Source organism: Marinithermus hydrothermalis DSM 14884, from assembly GCF_000195335.1.
GTDB lineage: Bacteria > Deinococcota > Deinococci > Deinococcales > Marinithermaceae > Marinithermus > Marinithermus hydrothermalis.
On the sequence record NC_015387.1, the window covers coordinates 617233 to 631765 of the forward strand.

At 65.6% G+C, this 14533-nt stretch carries 14 protein-coding genes; 5 read left to right on the forward strand and 9 right to left on the reverse strand.

Going from position 1 to position 14533, the window contains the following annotated elements; all coding sequences use genetic code 11:
- Position 1: 1 nt before the first annotated feature.
- Positions 2-316 carry an FUN14 domain-containing protein gene (locus tag MARKY_RS12060; RefSeq protein ID WP_013703440.1) on the reverse strand — a complete coding sequence of 105 codons (315 nt, stop codon included), beginning with the start codon at positions 314-316 and terminating at the stop codon, positions 2-4.
- Between the two features lie 94 nt (positions 317-410).
- Between MARKY_RS12060 and MARKY_RS03255 the strand changes: the two genes are divergently transcribed.
- Complete coding sequence (locus MARKY_RS03255) at positions 411-902, forward strand: DUF84 family protein (RefSeq protein WP_013703441.1); 492 nt, start codon at positions 411-413, stop codon at positions 900-902.
- On the opposite strand, the gene MARKY_RS03260 is transcribed toward MARKY_RS03255, so the two are convergent.
- Genes MARKY_RS03260 through MARKY_RS03270 form a run of 3 tightly spaced genes read right to left on the reverse strand, consistent with a single transcriptional unit; the run spans position 885 to position 3129 of the window.
- Positions 885-1451, reverse strand: coding sequence for a DUF72 domain-containing protein (locus tag MARKY_RS03260; protein ID WP_013703442.1), 567 nt, complete (start codon positions 1449-1451; stop codon positions 885-887). The genes MARKY_RS03255 and MARKY_RS03260 overlap by 18 nt on opposite strands.
- Positions 1452-1454: 3 nt before the next feature.
- Positions 1455-2186 carry an alpha/beta hydrolase gene (locus tag MARKY_RS03265; protein ID WP_013703443.1) on the reverse strand — a complete coding sequence of 244 codons (732 nt, stop codon included), beginning with the start codon at positions 2184-2186 and terminating at the stop codon, positions 1455-1457.
- A 1-nt stretch (position 2187) separates the two neighbouring features.
- Positions 2188-3129 carry a ribose-phosphate diphosphokinase gene (locus MARKY_RS03270; RefSeq protein WP_041657796.1) on the reverse strand — a complete coding sequence of 314 codons (942 nt, stop codon included), beginning with the start codon at positions 3127-3129 and terminating at the stop codon, positions 2188-2190.
- Between the two features lie 215 nt (positions 3130-3344).
- Between MARKY_RS03270 and lon the strand changes: the two genes are divergently transcribed.
- On the forward strand, positions 3345-5771 hold the full coding sequence (lon, locus tag MARKY_RS03275) for an endopeptidase La (RefSeq protein ID WP_041658255.1): 2427 nt from the start codon (positions 3345-3347) through the stop codon (positions 5769-5771).
- Positions 5772-5834: 63 nt separating this feature from the next.
- Here the strand turns inward: lon and MARKY_RS03280 are convergent, their stop codons facing one another.
- From MARKY_RS03280 to bshA, 3 genes are all read right to left on the reverse strand, one after another.
- Positions 5835-7622, reverse strand: a complete 1788-nt coding sequence (locus tag MARKY_RS03280; protein WP_148230395.1) for an Ig-like domain-containing protein — start codon at positions 7620-7622, stop codon at positions 5835-5837.
- Between the two features lie 448 nt (positions 7623-8070).
- Positions 8071-8916, reverse strand: a complete 846-nt coding sequence (locus MARKY_RS03285; protein WP_013703447.1) for a transposase — start codon at positions 8914-8916, stop codon at positions 8071-8073.
- A gap of 279 nt (positions 8917-9195) precedes the next feature.
- The gene (bshA, locus tag MARKY_RS03290) at positions 9196-10290 is read right to left on the reverse strand and encodes an N-acetyl-alpha-D-glucosaminyl L-malate synthase BshA (RefSeq protein WP_013703448.1); all 1095 of its coding nucleotides are present in this window, start codon (positions 10288-10290) and stop codon (positions 9196-9198) included.
- A 178-nt stretch (positions 10291-10468) separates the two neighbouring features.
- Between bshA and MARKY_RS03295 the strand changes: the two genes are divergently transcribed.
- The 3 genes from MARKY_RS03295 to hisH are packed head-to-tail and all read left to right on the forward strand — an operon-like array spanning position 10469 to position 12670.
- Positions 10469-11488: a pyridoxal phosphate-dependent aminotransferase gene (locus MARKY_RS03295; protein ID WP_425357340.1), complete on the forward strand. Its 1020-nt coding sequence runs from the start codon at positions 10469-10471 to the stop codon at positions 11486-11488.
- Positions 11481-12065, forward strand: coding sequence for an imidazoleglycerol-phosphate dehydratase HisB (gene hisB, locus MARKY_RS03300; protein ID WP_013703450.1), 585 nt, complete (start codon positions 11481-11483; stop codon positions 12063-12065). The genes MARKY_RS03295 and hisB overlap by 8 nt, the downstream gene beginning before the upstream one ends.
- A gap of 5 nt (positions 12066-12070) precedes the next feature.
- Positions 12071-12670 carry an imidazole glycerol phosphate synthase subunit HisH gene (hisH, locus tag MARKY_RS03305; RefSeq protein WP_013703451.1) on the forward strand — a complete coding sequence of 200 codons (600 nt, stop codon included), beginning with the start codon at positions 12071-12073 and terminating at the stop codon, positions 12668-12670.
- Here the strand turns inward: hisH and MARKY_RS03310 are convergent.
- Positions 12655-13584 carry a carbohydrate kinase family protein gene (locus MARKY_RS03310; RefSeq protein ID WP_013703452.1) on the reverse strand — a complete coding sequence of 310 codons (930 nt, stop codon included), beginning with the start codon at positions 13582-13584 and terminating at the stop codon, positions 12655-12657. The genes hisH and MARKY_RS03310 overlap by 16 nt on opposite strands.
- A gap of 114 nt (positions 13585-13698) precedes the next feature.
- A complete protein-coding gene (rsmA, locus tag MARKY_RS03315) occupies positions 13699-14532 on the reverse strand; it encodes a 16S rRNA (adenine(1518)-N(6)/adenine(1519)-N(6))-dimethyltransferase RsmA (RefSeq protein WP_013703453.1) in 834 nt (277 codons plus the stop codon).
- Between the last annotated feature and the right edge of the window lies 1 nt (position 14533).

Sequence of the window (14533 nt, forward strand, 5' to 3'; positions counted from 1 at the left end):
CCTACCCCCGCTTCAGCCCCAGGACGAGCCCCGCGGTGAACCCGCCAGCAAATGGCAGGTTGAAGGTCAGTACCTCCAGAAGCTGGTTCCAGAACCCCCGCAGGCGCTCTTGATCCAGCAAGGGGTCCACGTCCTGCTGGATGCGGGTCCAATCGATCTGGATGTACCCCGCGTAGGCCAACAGCTGCAGGCTGAGGAATCCGATGCCCAGGATGACGGCGAGGACCTTCCCGATCTTTTTCAAGGCGTACCCGGTCGCAAACCCCGCGAGTCCGCCAAACGTGATCTGACCAACGAACGGTTGTAGGTTCTCCACGCCTCCATCATAGGCCCTCCGCACGTACCGCCACGTGCAGCGTGCCTCGAGCACACGGTGGCGTTTTCCCGCGCGGTGCGGTGTACTGGACCGTATGAGGATCGCATTGGGCAGCACCAACCCCACCAAACGCCAAGCCCTGGAGCAGACCCTCGAGCGGCTGGGCCTCGAGGCGGAGATCATCGCGTTCGCCGCGCCGAGCGGCGTGCGGGCCCAGCCCATGAGCGAAGCCGAGACCCGAGCGGGCGCCTATAACCGGGCGCGGGCCGCCTGGGAGAAGAGCGCGGCCTCCCTCGCGGTGGGCCTCGAGGGGGGCGTGGACCTCGCGAGCGGGTGGCTCACCATGTACGCCGCCGCCACGGACGGCCAGCGCGTTGCGCTGGGCCGGGGGCCGGGCCTGGCCCTGCCCGAGGAGGCCCTCGAGGCGCTGCGGCAAGGCCAAACGCTCGGGGCGTTCCTCGAGCGTCGCTACGGCCCCGCGGCGCGCCGGATGGGCGCGATCGGGTGGTACACGCAGGGGCGCCTGGCCCGTGCGGAGGCGTTGGCGCAGGCTGCGCTCATCGCGCTTTCAGGGCTTGGCCTTTAGGGCGTGGAGGGCGTCCTCTAGGCGCGAGAAGTACGCGTACCCTCGCGCTTCGGGCAAGCGAGGGGGGTCGATCAGGTACAGGAACGGCCCCTCCGGGTGGTTGACCACCGCGTGCCCCGCCTCGAGGACCCGCTCCGCCAGGTCCGCGCGGGGCGTTTCGAACGCGTACTCGCCGGGAATCCCGACCTCGGCGAGCAGCTGAAGCCACGCCGCGAACGCCTCCGGGTCCAGGTCCTCCGGGAGCTGGAAGCGCACCGCGCCTCGAGCCGCGCCGAGCGTCCGGTGCCGCCGCAAAAACCGGCGCAACGCGCGGCGCTCGGTACCGCTCGGGGTGTAGCGCAGGTGCTTGGGGGCGAGGAAGCTGTAGCGAAACCCCTCCGGCGCGCGCGCCCGCCAGCGGCTCACCGTTCGCCAGCTCGGCACGCGGTTTCGGGTGGAGGGCAGTTCCACCGTGTCGAACAGCGCCGCGTACCGCGCGAAACGACGCGCGTAGGGGAGCCCCTCGTAAAGGGGCGCGTCGCGCTTATAACCGAGCGTGCCGATCCGCATGGGTCACCGGTAGGCCTCGAGCCACGCCCGCGCCAACCGGGCCATCGCGGGGTGCATTTCGTGCCCCACCCCCTCGAGAACGCTATAAGCGAGCCGACCTGGGTGGGAGCGGTAGGCGGGGCGCAGCGCGTCTAGGGTCGCGCGCATGGACTCGAGGGGCACCACGGGGTCCTCCGCTCCGTGGATGTGCAGGAGGGGCGTGGGAGGGTAGGCTTCGGGCCGGGTGAGGGGCAGGGCCGCCGCGAGGGCCTGGGTCTCGGGGTGGGTGGGGGTGTAATCCGGGGGCGGCTTGAGCGGGTGGCCGCTCGAGGCGAGGGCCACCGCGGCGGAGAGCGGCACGAGACCGTGCGCGATCAACAGGTGCACCACGAACCCCCCCATGCTGAACCCCACCGCCCCGACCCAGTCGGCGGTTTGGCCCAGGCGAGCCTCGAGGGCCTGGAGGAGGCGCGGCGCCTCGTGTGCGCCGCGCCAGGCGGTGAGGTAGAGGTGCTCCACGAAGCGCTTCATGTCCTGGCCGGCGAGCGGGGGGCCGGAGGCGCGCTCGCCGTGGTTAGGCGCGTCGGGGAAGACGCACAACAACCCTGCCTCGGCCAGGGAGCCTAAGGCCCGCGCCGTTTGCTCCTTGCTCGCGAGCGCGCCGTGGAAGACGAGCACCACGCCCCGCGCCGCTTCCGGCCGTGCGAGGATGACCGGGATGCCGTCGAGCTCGAGGCGTTCTTTAATGACCCGCATCTCACGTGAAGAGCTCGGAGACGGACTCGCCCTGGTGGATGCGGTAGATGGCCTCCGCGAACAGCGGGGCTACGGTCATCACCTGGAGTTTTTCCGGTAGAGGGGTGGGGGGGCGGCAGGTGTTGGTCGCGGCGACGGCTTTGATAGGGGAGCGTTGGATGCGCTCGAGGGCTGGCCCCACGTACACGCCGTGCGTCACCGCGGCGTAGACCTCGCGGGCCCCGGCGGCGAGGAGGGTGTCCACCGCTTTGATGAGGGAGCCGGCGGTGGAGACCTCGTCGTCGATAATGAGGGCGATCTTGTTCTTCACGTCGCCCACGAGGCCGCGGGCCTCGACCTCGGTGTCGGAGATCCGCTGCTTGTCGATGAACGCGAGGGGCAGACGCAACCGCCGGGCGAGGTGGCTGGCCCGCTTGATGTCGCCCGCGTCCGGCGCGACGACCACGGCGTTTTCCAGGTCGTCGATCTGGGTGGCGAAGTGGTTGGCGATCACGGTCTCTGCGGACAGGTGATCCATGGGGATCTTGAAGAACCCGTGGACCTGGGGGGAGTGCAGGGTCATCGTGAGGACCCGGTCGGCTCCCGCGGTCTGGAGCAGGTCGGCCACCAGTCGCGCGGTGATCGAGATGCGCGGCTCGTCTTTCTTGTTGCTGCGCGCGTAGGAGAAGTAGGGGATCACCGCGGTAACCCGGTGGGCGCTCGCGCCTTTGGCGGCGTCGATCATCATCAAGAGCTCCATCAGGTGGTCGTGCACGGGCGCGGTGAGGGACTGGATGATGAAGACGTCCGCCTCGCGCAGGGACTCCTCGAAGCGCACGAAGAGGTTGTCGTTCGCGAACTTCTGGGTGGTGCTGCGGCCGAGCGGGATGCCGAGGTGGTCGGTGATCTCCCGGGCAAGGTCTGGGTTGGACTGTCCGCTGAAGATCTTCAGGGGCCTGTTCATGCCGGGCAACAGCATAGCATACTGTTCTCCGGCCTTTGGAGCGGCCAAGGGAGGGACGGTTACCTTTTGATTGGGTTTGTGTGGGATAAAGTAAAGGGTCCATGAGTGCCGGGCACTAGACTTTATGGCCTGCATTAGCTAAAATCTGATATGACTAGACTAAACATATGCGCGAGTTCAATCCCCAAACCCCCACCACCGAGAGGAGTGAAACGATGACCCTTCCGGAAACCCTACCGGCCGTTCCGGTCCGCGGGTCCGTCATCTACCCCACCATGGTCATGCCGATCGACGCCGGACGGCCCATATCGATCCGCGCCATCGACGAGGCCCTCAACCGAGACCGGGTCGTCCTCATCGTCAGCCAAAAAGACAAGGAGACCGAGGAGCCCGGACCGGACGACCTGTACCAGGTCGGCACCGTCTGCAACATCCTCCGCATGCGCAAAAACCCCGACGGGTCGGTGCAAATGCTGGTCCAAGCCTTCGCCCGAGCGCGCGTCACCCAGTACACCGCCCGGGAGGGGTACATCGAAGCCAAGATCGAGCGCTTCGAAGAAGAACTAGGCCCCGAGATCGAGATCAAAGCCCTCTTCCGCGAGGTCCAAGAACGCTTCCAAGCCGTCCTCAAGGAAGGCAAATACCTTTCCCCCGACATCGCCCAGTTCATCCAAAACCTCGAGGACCCCGCCCAGCTCGCGGACTACATCGCCTTCCACCTGGACTTCAAGCTCGAGGACAAGCAGCGCATCCTCGAAACGCCCACGGTCGCGGAGCGCCTCAAGCGCGTCCTCGTCCTCCTCGACGCCGAGCTGGAACTCATCGAAACGCAACGCCGCATCCAGCAGCAGGTCAAGGAGGAGATCGACCGCAACCAGCGCGAGTACTTCCTCCGCGAGCAGATGAAGGCCATCCAGCGCGAGCTGCACGGGGAGGAGGGCGAGGAAGAGGTCGAGGAGTTCCGCCGCCGCATCGAAGAACTCGACCTGGCCGAACCCGTGCGGCACGAGGTGGAGCGCGAGCTCAACCGCCTCGCGCGCATGCACCCCGACTCCGCGGAAGCCTCCGTGATCCGCACCTACCTGGACTGGATCGTCCACCTTCCCTGGAACACGCGCACGGAAGACCAACTGGACCTAAAGCGCGCCAGCGAGATCCTCGATGAGGATCACTACGGCCTGGAAAAAGTCAAGGACCGGGTGCTCGAGTACCTCGCGGTCCGCAAGCTCAAGGCCGACCGGGCGGCGCGCGGAGAGATCCCGAAGGAAGAAGTGAACCGCGGCCCGATCCTCCTCTTTGTCGGCCCGCCCGGCGTGGGCAAAACCTCGATCGCTAAATCCATCGCCCGGGCCCTAGGGCGCAAGTACGTGCGGATCTCCCTCGGCGGCGCCCGGGACGAGTCGGATATCCGCGGCCACCGGCGCACCTACATCGGCGCGATGCCTGGCCGCATCATCCAAGGCCTCCGCCAGGCCGGCACCAAGAACCCCGTCTTCCTCCTCGACGAGGTGGACAAGATGGGGACCAGCTACCAAGGGGACCCCGCCGCGGCCTTGCTCGAGGTGCTCGACCCCGCCCAGAACAAGGAGTTCACCGACCACTACCTGGGCGTGCCGTTCGACCTGAGCGAGGTGATGTTCATCTGCACCGCGAACTTCCGGGACCTGATCCCCGGCCCCCTCCTGGACCGGATGGAGGTCATCGAGTTCAGCAGCTACATCGAGCAAGAAAAGCTCGAGATCGCTAAGCGCTACCTTCTCCCGCGCCAGCTCGAGGAAGCCGGCCTTAAGCCCGGCCAGGTGAACATCACCGAAGCGGCGTTACGACGGCTCATCACCCACTACACGCGTGAGGCCGGGGTGCGGAACCTCGAGCGGGAGATCGGCAGCCTCCTCCGCAAGGCCGCGCGGCGCATCCTTGAGGAGGGCAAGGCACGCGTACGCATTACGGAGCGCGATCTGGAGAAGTACTTGGGCCCGGCCCGGTTCATTCCCGAGACCGAGGCCCGCGAGCCGCAGTGCGGCGTGGCGACCGGGATGTACTACACGCCGGTGGGCGGGGACATCATGTTCGTCGAGGTGAGCGTCATGCCCGGCAAGGGCCAGCTCATCCTCACGGGCCAGCTGGGGGACGTGATGAAGGAGTCCGCCCGCGCCGCGCTTTCGTACGCGAAGAAGAACGCCGAGCGGTTCGGCATCCCCCTTGAGCGGTTTGACGCCTCCGAGATCCATATCCACGTGCCGGCCGGGGCAATCCCCAAGGAAGGCCCGAGCGCGGGCGTGGCGATCACCACTGCGCTCGTGTCCGCCCTCACCGAGACGCCGGTGCGGCACGACGTGGCCATGACCGGTGAGATCACCCTGACCGGCCGCGTCCTGCAGATCGGCGGGGTGCGGGAGAAGGTCCTCGGCGCGCGGCGCGCGGGGATCCGGGAGGTGATCCTGCCCCGCGCGAACGAGCCGGATCTCGTGGAGATCCCGCGCAACCTGCGACAGAACATGACCTTCCGCCTCGCGGAGACCCTGGACGAGGTTCTGGACTGGGCCTTGGTCGGCGGCCTGAAGGCGCTGGAGGAGAAGGGGAAGGCGGCGAAGAAAACCCGCCGGCCTCGGAAGAAGGCCGAGCGGGTCGCGCGGGCGTAGCGGGAAAGGGTAGGCAAGGAAGGCCCGGCCCCGGAGCGCTCCGGGGCCGGGTTGTGTTTTTCGCTACTGTACCTGGACCGAGATCTCTGCTTGCCCTACGTTCCCCGCCGTATCGTAAGCGAATACGGTCAGGTAGTGGCGTTTGGGGGAAGCGGTGGTCAAATCCCAGACGAACTCGTAGGCGTTTGTGGTGGGGTTGAACACGATCTCACCGCTGCTCAGCGCTCCCAGGCGCTGGGCGCCATCGTAGAGCTCGATCTCGGTTACGTCGGGGGTGGAGCTTTCGCCGGAACTGCTGTCCCAAACCTCGATTTGCACCGTGTAGGTCGAGCCTTGTGGGATGACTTCCCCTGGAGACGGGGAGAGGAACCAGACGGCGGGGGGATCCAGGTCCATCCCCACACTGACGTTGGCGTTGCTGCCGCCTTGCGGTGTGATGGTGACGATAGCGGTGTTGTCGTTCGGGTTGGTGTCCGTGAGGTAGTCGGTTTGGATGGTAGCGCTCAGCGTGAGGGTTTGCCCGGCGGTGCCGCTGGTGGTTGTACCGTTCACCGTGAAGCTAGTGTTATCCCCGGGAGCTAGAGAGTCGTAAAGGTATACGATGTTGCTGTAGCTATCAAACCAACCGTTGGGTACATCAACATAGAAGTTAGTCACTCCCGACGGGACGTCGAGGGCGACCTGTACGCTCGAAAGGCTGGTGGGGCCGTTGTTGGTCACGGTGAAGGTACTGTAGAAGGAGCCTCCTTCGGAAGGAGCCCAGCTTTGGGGAACCGCGCTGATCGAGAGGTCTGTAATGGTGGTATGCCATTGGAGGGTCCAGTCGATCACGTGATAGGGGGTGGTGTAGGGGGCTTGGAAGGACCCGTTAAGGGGGGTTCCGGTGACGGTGAGGTAGGAGTATGGATCACCGGTGCTCACGACGAGGTTCCATCCGGCCTCCAGATTGAGGTTAACGGTCACCGTTATGATCCGATCATCAGGTGCGATGCAAGTGGCGTTTCCTTCTGCTTGTACACTGCGGTCCACGTACAGGAACGCTGCATCTAGGGTATACCCGCTGACGGTGAGGAGAGCTGTGCCGAGGTGGCTGTCAGTGAATTGATCCTTGATCCAGAATTGTCCGGGGACCAGCGTGGCGTTGAGGAGCGGTGCGGGCTCGGTCGTCCAGAAGACGGTGCAACCGGCCTGAGGTAAGACAGCGAACAGTTCGGACAGGTCGATGGCGATAGGGGTTAGTGCGTCCCCACCAGGGAGCTGAAGGCTAAAGCTCCCGTCCGTTCCCACCGGCGTTTCGTAGATGGGAGCGCCGAAAACATCGAGAGCCGTGACCTTGGCTTGGAAGGGACTGGGCCAGTTGGGGAGGAGCCCCGTGATGGAAAGCGGCGCACCTTGCCCGGTCGCTGGCGTGATGTTGTACACCCTTTCGATCGTGACCGGGTTGTGATCCTCCCCGAGGCCGCTGACTTGTGCTGTAACGGTGACCGGGTCACTCGTACCGTCCCAAGCGATCCGGACACCCCGCTTGTTTTGGTCGAGGATCGTGCCGCCTTGCACCGTGTAGGTGACCTCGTAATCGGTCGCGGGCACGCTAGCCCCGGTGATCCCGGTTAAGGGGTAAATAAACACATCGACTTCGGAGTTATTGGCCGTTAATCCTCCTACGGGAATCAGCAACGCACTGCGTAGGATGGTTTGTACGGAAAGGGTGACGCTCGTATCGCCCGATATGGCTTGGGTTGCCTCACCCCAGGCCACCTCGACGTCACTGTAATCTTTTACGGAAGCTTCGAATCGGTACGATTTTCCCGCAGGCAGGAGGACAGTGGCGGTGGGATTGTAGCGATCCACGGTAGCGGAGGTCACGGGCGTGCTTCCCTCGTAGACCGTAATGACGGCCTTTTGGGAGCTGCTTGGCGCTCCGGTGGGCTGGATGTCCTTGGGATCGTTAGAGAAAAGCTCCCAAATACTGGAAAGGCCGCTGTACGGTGCTTCGCTAGGGGATTCAGGGAAAGTTACGGAGACGGTAACCTTAGCGTTCTTGGGGGAGGGGGCGGGCTTGCTGCCGGAAGTAGCGTTTTGGTTGCATGCCGCAAGTAAAAGACCTAAAACACTTATAAGAAGTATGCGTCTCATAGATTACCTCCGCTATTAAGGCATAGCACCCCCCTTCATCCCATCCTGTGATTTTCATCACAACACCGCTGTCGCGTTACGCTGGCCGCACGCTGCTTTTGGAAGGGAGGGTGTCGCCCTCCCACGTGGGCCTAGGAAGAGGTTGATTCCTTCGTGTGCTACCTCATAGCTCCACCCCGGCCATCCTGAGAAGCACCCGGCTACGTATGAGGTTGTGAACGAGCAGGATGAGGTTCACCCGGGCCACCAGACCCCAGTAGGACCGGGCCTCTATCCGATGAAGCCCCAAAGACCGCACCATCACGCTAAACCGCGTCTCAATCCAGTTCCGTACCCTTCCCATCCACCCTCTCCACCCCGTCTCCACCACCGTTCCTCCCCTGACCCGATAGGGTGGCGTCTTGACCCCCTGGACCCAGCGAAGACCCCGGTCCCCGAGGACCGCGGGTAAACCGTCCAGGAGGTCCCTTCCCCAGGTATTCCGGGCATTACCGGGGAGAATGGCCCAACGAAAGAAGAGACCCCGCTCGTTCATCACCGGCATGAGGACGTAGCCTCCAAAAGCCCCCAGAGGTCCTACCCCCATCGCGGCCTCGGGAAGAGAGAGGCCGTGGATGCGGTGGCCGTGGGCCAGGGGGATAGGCTTGAGGTCCACCACCTGCAAAAGTCCTTCTCCGCCAGCAAGGCGCGTAGCGAGGCAGGCCGACAGCCCCTGGGCCTTCTGAAGGACCCGGTAGAAGCGGGAGAGGTGGGGGAGGGAGGGGAAGTAAGCCTTCAGGGTGGTTTTGGCGGCCAGGTAGCCTTTGGCGAGGTCCTGGCCCTGGAGGAGCAAAAAGATGGCGAGGGTCAGGAGCTCGGCCAGGGTGGCCTTCTGGTGCTTTTGCTTTGGGGGGGGGTTGAAGCCCTGAGCTTGCAAGGCCTTGAGTTCGTCATCCACCCAGATGTAGGTATCCACCAGAAGGGTTTCCGCGTCAAGATAGTAAAGGGGGTGCTCCCGGTTGGAGTCCATAGCACCCCCCTTCTTTCACATCTTGGGGGTCCAGATCAAGTAGCACACGAAGGTATTTGTTGTAGAAGGAGGGCTCCTCGGTTTTGAAAAGCGGAGCATGTCCTAGCTTTTGCGCGTTGAGGCTTCTGCGGCGCGTGCTCAGTGCACCGACCTACAGAGGTTGAGGGTTCACCTAGACGGTCGGAAGCGAAGAACGGCCTAATGTTTTAGGCCGGCAAAGTCCTACAGGAGAAGAAGAAAAGAACTAATCCTTTCCCTAGAAAGTTTCTTTATCCTAGTTTAGGCTTTGAAGAGAACCTCAGCATAAAGGGCTTCGTAGCGCTTCGTTACGGAGTCCGGGTGAAACCGCGCCACCGCGTCCTCCCGCGCTGCGCGGCGCATTCTGGGCAGCTCAGGGGAGGTTAGGAGGGCCGTGATGGCCTCGGCCTGCGCCTCGACGTCCCCCAGCTCGACGAGGCGGCCCGTGACCCCGTCCCGCACGACTTCCGAGAGGCCCCCGACGCGCGCGGCGACCACCGGCACGCCCGAGGCGAGGGCCTCGAGGGCTGCGAGGCCGAAGGACTCCTCCTGCGAGTGCAGTAGGAAAAGGTCCGCGGCCCCGATGACCTCCTCGGGGTGTTGGGTGGGGGGGAGGAAGGTGACGTGGCGCTCGACCCCTAGTTCCCGTACGGTTCGTTCGACGTGGGGTTTTTCCGGTCCATCCCCCAGCAGTACGAGCCGGGCGCGCACCCCGCGCCGCACGACCTTGGCGAAGGCCCGCACGATGTCGGGAACGCGTTTGATGGGACGGAAGTTCGAGGCGTGCAGCAGCATGGCTTCCCCAGCCTCGACGTAGCGGGACTTGAGGTAGGGCCGGGGGTGGAAGCGCTCGGGGTCCACCGCGTTGGGAATAACTACGGGGTGAACGCCGTAGACGACCCGGGCTTGGGCTGCTAGGGAGTGGGAGACCGCGCTCACGCCCGCCGCGGTCTGGAGCGCGAGGGCCGTCACCTCGCGAAACGCGGGGTCTAGGCCCAGTAGGTTCACGTCGGTGCCGTGCAGGGTGTGCACGAGCGCCGCGCCAGAGGCCGCCAGGTGAGCGGCGGCGGCGTGCGGGATCGCGTAGTGGGTGTGGATGACCTCCAGCCCCCACTCCCGCGCGGCGCGACGCAGCGCACCCGCGAGAGAGAGCGTGTAGAGGGGGCCGGGGAAGACCGGGTAGTTGGGGAGCTCGACCTGCACGAACCGGACCGGGGAGTTCTCCGGGAGCCGGAACGGGCGGCGCGTAGCGAGCATCACGACCGCGTGTCCCCGCAGGGCTAGGCGGTGCGCGAGGTCGGCGGCGACCACACCGCTCCCTCCCAGGCCCGGGTACGCGACGATGCCGAGGCGCATGGGCTCTAGTGTACCGGCCCGTTTCGTGCGGGATGGTGAGGCGGGATGCCGTTTTTCGCTTATGCGCTCGGGTTCCTGGGGGTGTTCGCACGAGGACGTACCTTCTTAGGGTAGAATCCAGTTTGTGAAGGCCTTCAAGCCACACGTTGCCGCGATACCGCGTTACCCGTACGCAAAGGTGCAGGCGCCGATCAAGCTTGATCAGAACGAGAGCCCCTACGACCTTCCCGAGGAAGTGAAACGGGCGGTGCTCGAGCGCCTCGCGACCCTTCCCTTCAACCGCTACCCCGAGATGCACGCCGAGACGTTGCGGGAGACGGTCGCTGATTTTGAGGGGTGGAGCGAACGCGGGGTGGTGCTCGCCCCGGGATCGAACGTTCTGATCCAGACCCTGGTCGCCGCCGCTCAGCGGGTGCTGGACCTCGAGCCTTCCTTCCCGCACTACAAGCTCTCCGCGACGTTGACTGCCACCCCCTACCAGGCGGTGCCTTTAGGGGAGGGGTTCACCCTGCCGGTGGAGGCGCTGGTGGCCGCGATGCGGGAGGCGGAGACGCCCGGCGTGCTGTTCATCCCCAACCCGCACGCGCCCACCGGTACCTTCTACTCCCCAGACGCCTTGAGTCAGCTTGCGGACGCGGCCAGCACGTACGGCTGGTTGATGGTGGTGGACGAGGCCTACTACCAGTTCGCGCCCGCGCACTTCAAGCGCCAGGCGCAGGGTCAGGGGCATGTGGCGATCCTCCGCACCTTCTCCAAGGCCTGGGGGCTTGCGGGGGTACGCGTGGGGTATTTGCTCGCCTCCGAGGAGATCGCGGAGGTGGTGCAGAACCTCTTGCCGCCCTTCGTGATCCCCGCCACGACCGCGGCCCTCCTCCAAACGGTCCTGGAGCACCCCGGGTACGTCGCGGAGCACACGGAACGCATCCGGCGGGAGCGGGAGCGGGTCTTTGTGGAGCTCAAGGCGCACCCTACCTGGAAGGCCTACCCAAGCCACGCGAACTTCCTCCTCATTCGCACGCCGGACGCGGAGGTGGCGTACAAGGAGCTGCTCGCGCGGGGGATTTTGGTGCGGCGCCAGGATCACTACCCGGGGTTCGAGGGGTGCATCCGCGTCTCGATCGGCACGCCGGTGGAGAACGATGCCTTCCTCAAGGCGGCCTTTGAGTTGGGGCGGGAAGGGACGAAGGAGGATGCGTAACGCCCGGATCGTACGCCACACCACCGAAACCCAGGTGCAGCTCGAGCTGGGCCTTGACGGGCCGGTCGGGGGCGAGGTTCGTACTGGCCTGCCTTTCCTGGACCACATGCTCCTCCAGCTCCAACGACACGGCCGGTTTCACCTCGAGGTGCGCGCCCAGGGGGATCTCGAGGTGGACGTGCACCACCTGGTGGAGGACGTGGGGATTACCTTGGGGCAGGCCGTGAAGCAGGCGGTGGGGGACGCGCGGGGTATCGAGCGGTACGCGGACGCGTTCGCTCCGATGGATGAGACGCTGGTGCACGTGGTGCTGGATGTTTCGGGGCGTCCGCACCTGGCCTTTGAGCCGGAGCGGCTCGAGGTGGTGGGGGCGCCGGGGGGCGTGAACGTGTTTCACCTGCGCGAGTTCTTGCGGGGATTGGTGAACCACGCGGGGTTGACGCTGCACCTTCGAGTCCTCGCGGGGCGCGAGGCGCATCACGTGATCGAGGCGAGCTTCAAGGCGCTCGCGCGGGCGTTGTTCCAGGCGACGCGCTTGACGCGGGCGGATTTGCCAAGCACGAAAGAGGTGCTGTAAACGCGATGCGGGCGTTGTTGATCGATTACGGTTCCGGCAACCTACGCTCGGCGGCTAAGGCGCTCGAGGCCGCCGGGTTTCGGGTGCGGGTCTCCGCTGATCCGCGGGAGGCGGCCCGCGCCGAGCTGCTCGTTTTGCCCGGCCAGGGGCATTTCGGTCAGGTGATGGGGGCGTTCAGGGCCTCGGGGTTTGAGGAGGCGGTGCGCGCGCACCTCGAGGCGGGCAGGCCGTTTCTGGGGATCTGCGTGGGGCTGCAGCTATTGTACGAGGGGTCGGAGGAAGCGCCGGGGCATCCTGGGCTGGGCGTGATTCCGGGTACCGTCCGGCGCTTTGCGGCGCGCAAGGTGCCGCACATGGGTTGGAACCCGGTGCGCTTTGACCCCGATAGCGCGTTTGCGTCCCTCGAGGGACGGCACTTTTACTTCGTGCACTCGTACTACGGCCCGGTCGTGGACGGCACGGTCGGGACCAGCGAGTACGCGGGTACGCCTTTCACCGCCGTGTACGCTCGCGGACTTGTGGTCGCCCCGCAGTTCCACCCGGAGAAGAGCGGGCGGGCGGGGCTGGTGTTCCTCGAGGCGTTGCGCGCTTACTTCGCGGCGTGAAGGGGGGTCTCGAGGTCCTCGCGGGTGATGAGCCGGCCTTGAGCGCCCACGGCGGTCGTGACTAGGGCTCCGGCGATGTTCGCCATGCGGGCCGCGGTGAGGAGGTCGTGGCCTTCGAGGATCGCGTGGGCGAACGCCGCGGTGTACGCGTCGCCTGCGCCGGTCGAGTCCACCACGCCTTCCACGGGGTACGGTTCGACGAGCTCCTGCTCCTCCGGTGTGACGACGATCGAGCCGAGGGGGCCGACCTTGACGATGACGCGTTGTAGTTCGTAGGCGTGTAGGGCCTGCACGCCTTCGCTGATGGAGCTCGCGCCGGTCAGGGTGAGGAGCTCGTGCTGGTTCATCAAGAGGTAGTCCACGCCTTTGAGGTACTCTAAGAGCTCCTTGCCCGCGATGCGGACCGCGCCGCTACCGAGGTCCGCGAAGATGGGGATGTTGCGTTTTTTAGCGGCGTTAAGGGCCTTTACGGCGTACTCGCGTTGGGGACCGCCCGCGAGGGCGTACGCGGAGACGACCAGGCCGTCGATCTGATCCAGGGAGCGCGGCCGGAACTCGGAGGCGTCCAGGTACCGGTTTGCACCGGGGTGCGAGACCATGGAGCGCTCCCCGCCCGAGACCACGAAGATCAGCACGGAGGAGGTGGTGTGCTCCGCGTCCTCCTGAAGGTGCTTGAGCTCGACCCCGGTTTGTTTGATCCTCGAGAGGGCCAGGTCGCTGAATGAATCTTTGCCGACGCGTGCCGCTAAGAACACCTTGTGCCCTAAGCTGGCGAGGTTCGCGGCGATGGTCGCGCCGGCCCCGCCGGGTTTCATGAGTGCGCGTTTGGCAGGGACCTCCTCCCCCGCTTCCGGGATTCGATCCAAGAAATAGATAAGATCCACCGAGACGTCGCCCACTACGAAAAACCGCATCTGCCCTCCTCAGGTTTCCTCGAATTTAATTGTGCTCCCATCTTACACCACGGGAGCGCCGGGTTTGGCAACTCCGCTATTATAGCGGCCCACCCGCGGGATGACCAGGGATGGTTACCCCGTAGGGCCAAGCAGCGCCGCCTTCAACCGCTGGAAGGCCTCGAGGTCCAGCGCCTCCCCCCGCACGCGCGGGTCCAGGCCGAGGGCTGAGAGGGCGGCCAGGACCCGTTCCCGCGCGTACCCGGCCGCCTCGAGGTTCTTCCGGAGGGTCTTGCGGCGCTGCGCGAACGCGGCCTCCACCAGGCGGAATAACGCGGGGTCGTCTGGAACGCCTTTGGACTCGAGGCGCACCAGGGTGCTCGTCACGTTGGGCTGGGGGTAGAAGGCCTGGGGGGGGAAGTCCCGGACGCGCTCCACGCGGGCGTGGTACTGAGCGCGGAGCGTCAACAGGCCGTACGCTTCGGTCGCGGGCCGGGCGGCGAGGCGGTCCGCTACCTCTTTTTGCACCAGCACCACCAGCCTCCGGAAGCGGTTCGCGCGCAGCACAGCGGTGAGGAGGGGGGTGGAGATGTTGTACGGCAGGTTCGCGACGAACAGGCTGTCCGGCGGCACCTCGTCCCAGGGGTACGCGAGCGCGTCGCCCGGCACGACCGTCACGTTCAGCCCAGCTAGGGTCTCCTCGAGGACCGGCAGGAGCCGTTGGTCCTTCTCGATCGCGGTGACTTTTGCGCCCGCTTCCGCAAGGGCTCGCGTCAGCGTGCCGAGCCCCGGCCCGACCTCATATACCCGCTCGCCCGGCCGCACCTGGGCGGTGCGCACGATCACGCCGAGCAGGTTGCCGTCCACCAGGAAGTTCTGCCCGAAGCGCTTGTCGGCCCGCAGGCCGTAGCGCTCGAGCAGCGCGCGCACTGTGCGCGGCGCGTAGAGGGGGGGAGTGGAAGGTTCCACC

Bases quoted from the DNA above. Each gene is read 5' to 3' on its own strand.
- lon (WP_041658255.1), top strand. From the start codon at position 3,345: ATGACCCTTCCGGAAACCCTACCGGCCGTTCCGGTCCGCGGGTCCGTC.
- MARKY_RS03310 (WP_013703452.1), bottom strand. From the start codon at position 13,584: ATGCGGTTTTTCGTAGTGGGCGACGTCTCGGTGGATCTTATCTATTTC.
- MARKY_RS03285 (WP_013703447.1), bottom strand. From the start codon at position 8,916: ATGGACTCCAACCGGGAGCACCCCCTTTACTATCTTGACGCGGAAACC.
- hisH (WP_013703451.1), top strand. From the start codon at position 12,071: ATGCGGGCGTTGTTGATCGATTACGGTTCCGGCAACCTACGCTCGGCG.
- MARKY_RS03270 (WP_041657796.1), bottom strand. From the start codon at position 3,129: ATGAACAGGCCCCTGAAGATCTTCAGCGGACAGTCCAACCCAGACCTT.
- MARKY_RS03255 (WP_013703441.1), top strand. From the start codon at position 411: ATGAGGATCGCATTGGGCAGCACCAACCCCACCAAACGCCAAGCCCTG.
- MARKY_RS03260 (WP_013703442.1), bottom strand. From the start codon at position 1,451: ATGCGGATCGGCACGCTCGGTTATAAGCGCGACGCGCCCCTTTACGAG.
- MARKY_RS03265 (WP_013703443.1), bottom strand. From the start codon at position 2,186: ATGCGGGTCATTAAAGAACGCCTCGAGCTCGACGGCATCCCGGTCATC.
- bshA (WP_013703448.1), bottom strand. From the start codon at position 10,290: ATGCGCCTCGGCATCGTCGCGTACCCGGGCCTGGGAGGGAGCGGTGTG.
- hisB (WP_013703450.1), top strand. From the start codon at position 11,481: ATGCGTAACGCCCGGATCGTACGCCACACCACCGAAACCCAGGTGCAG.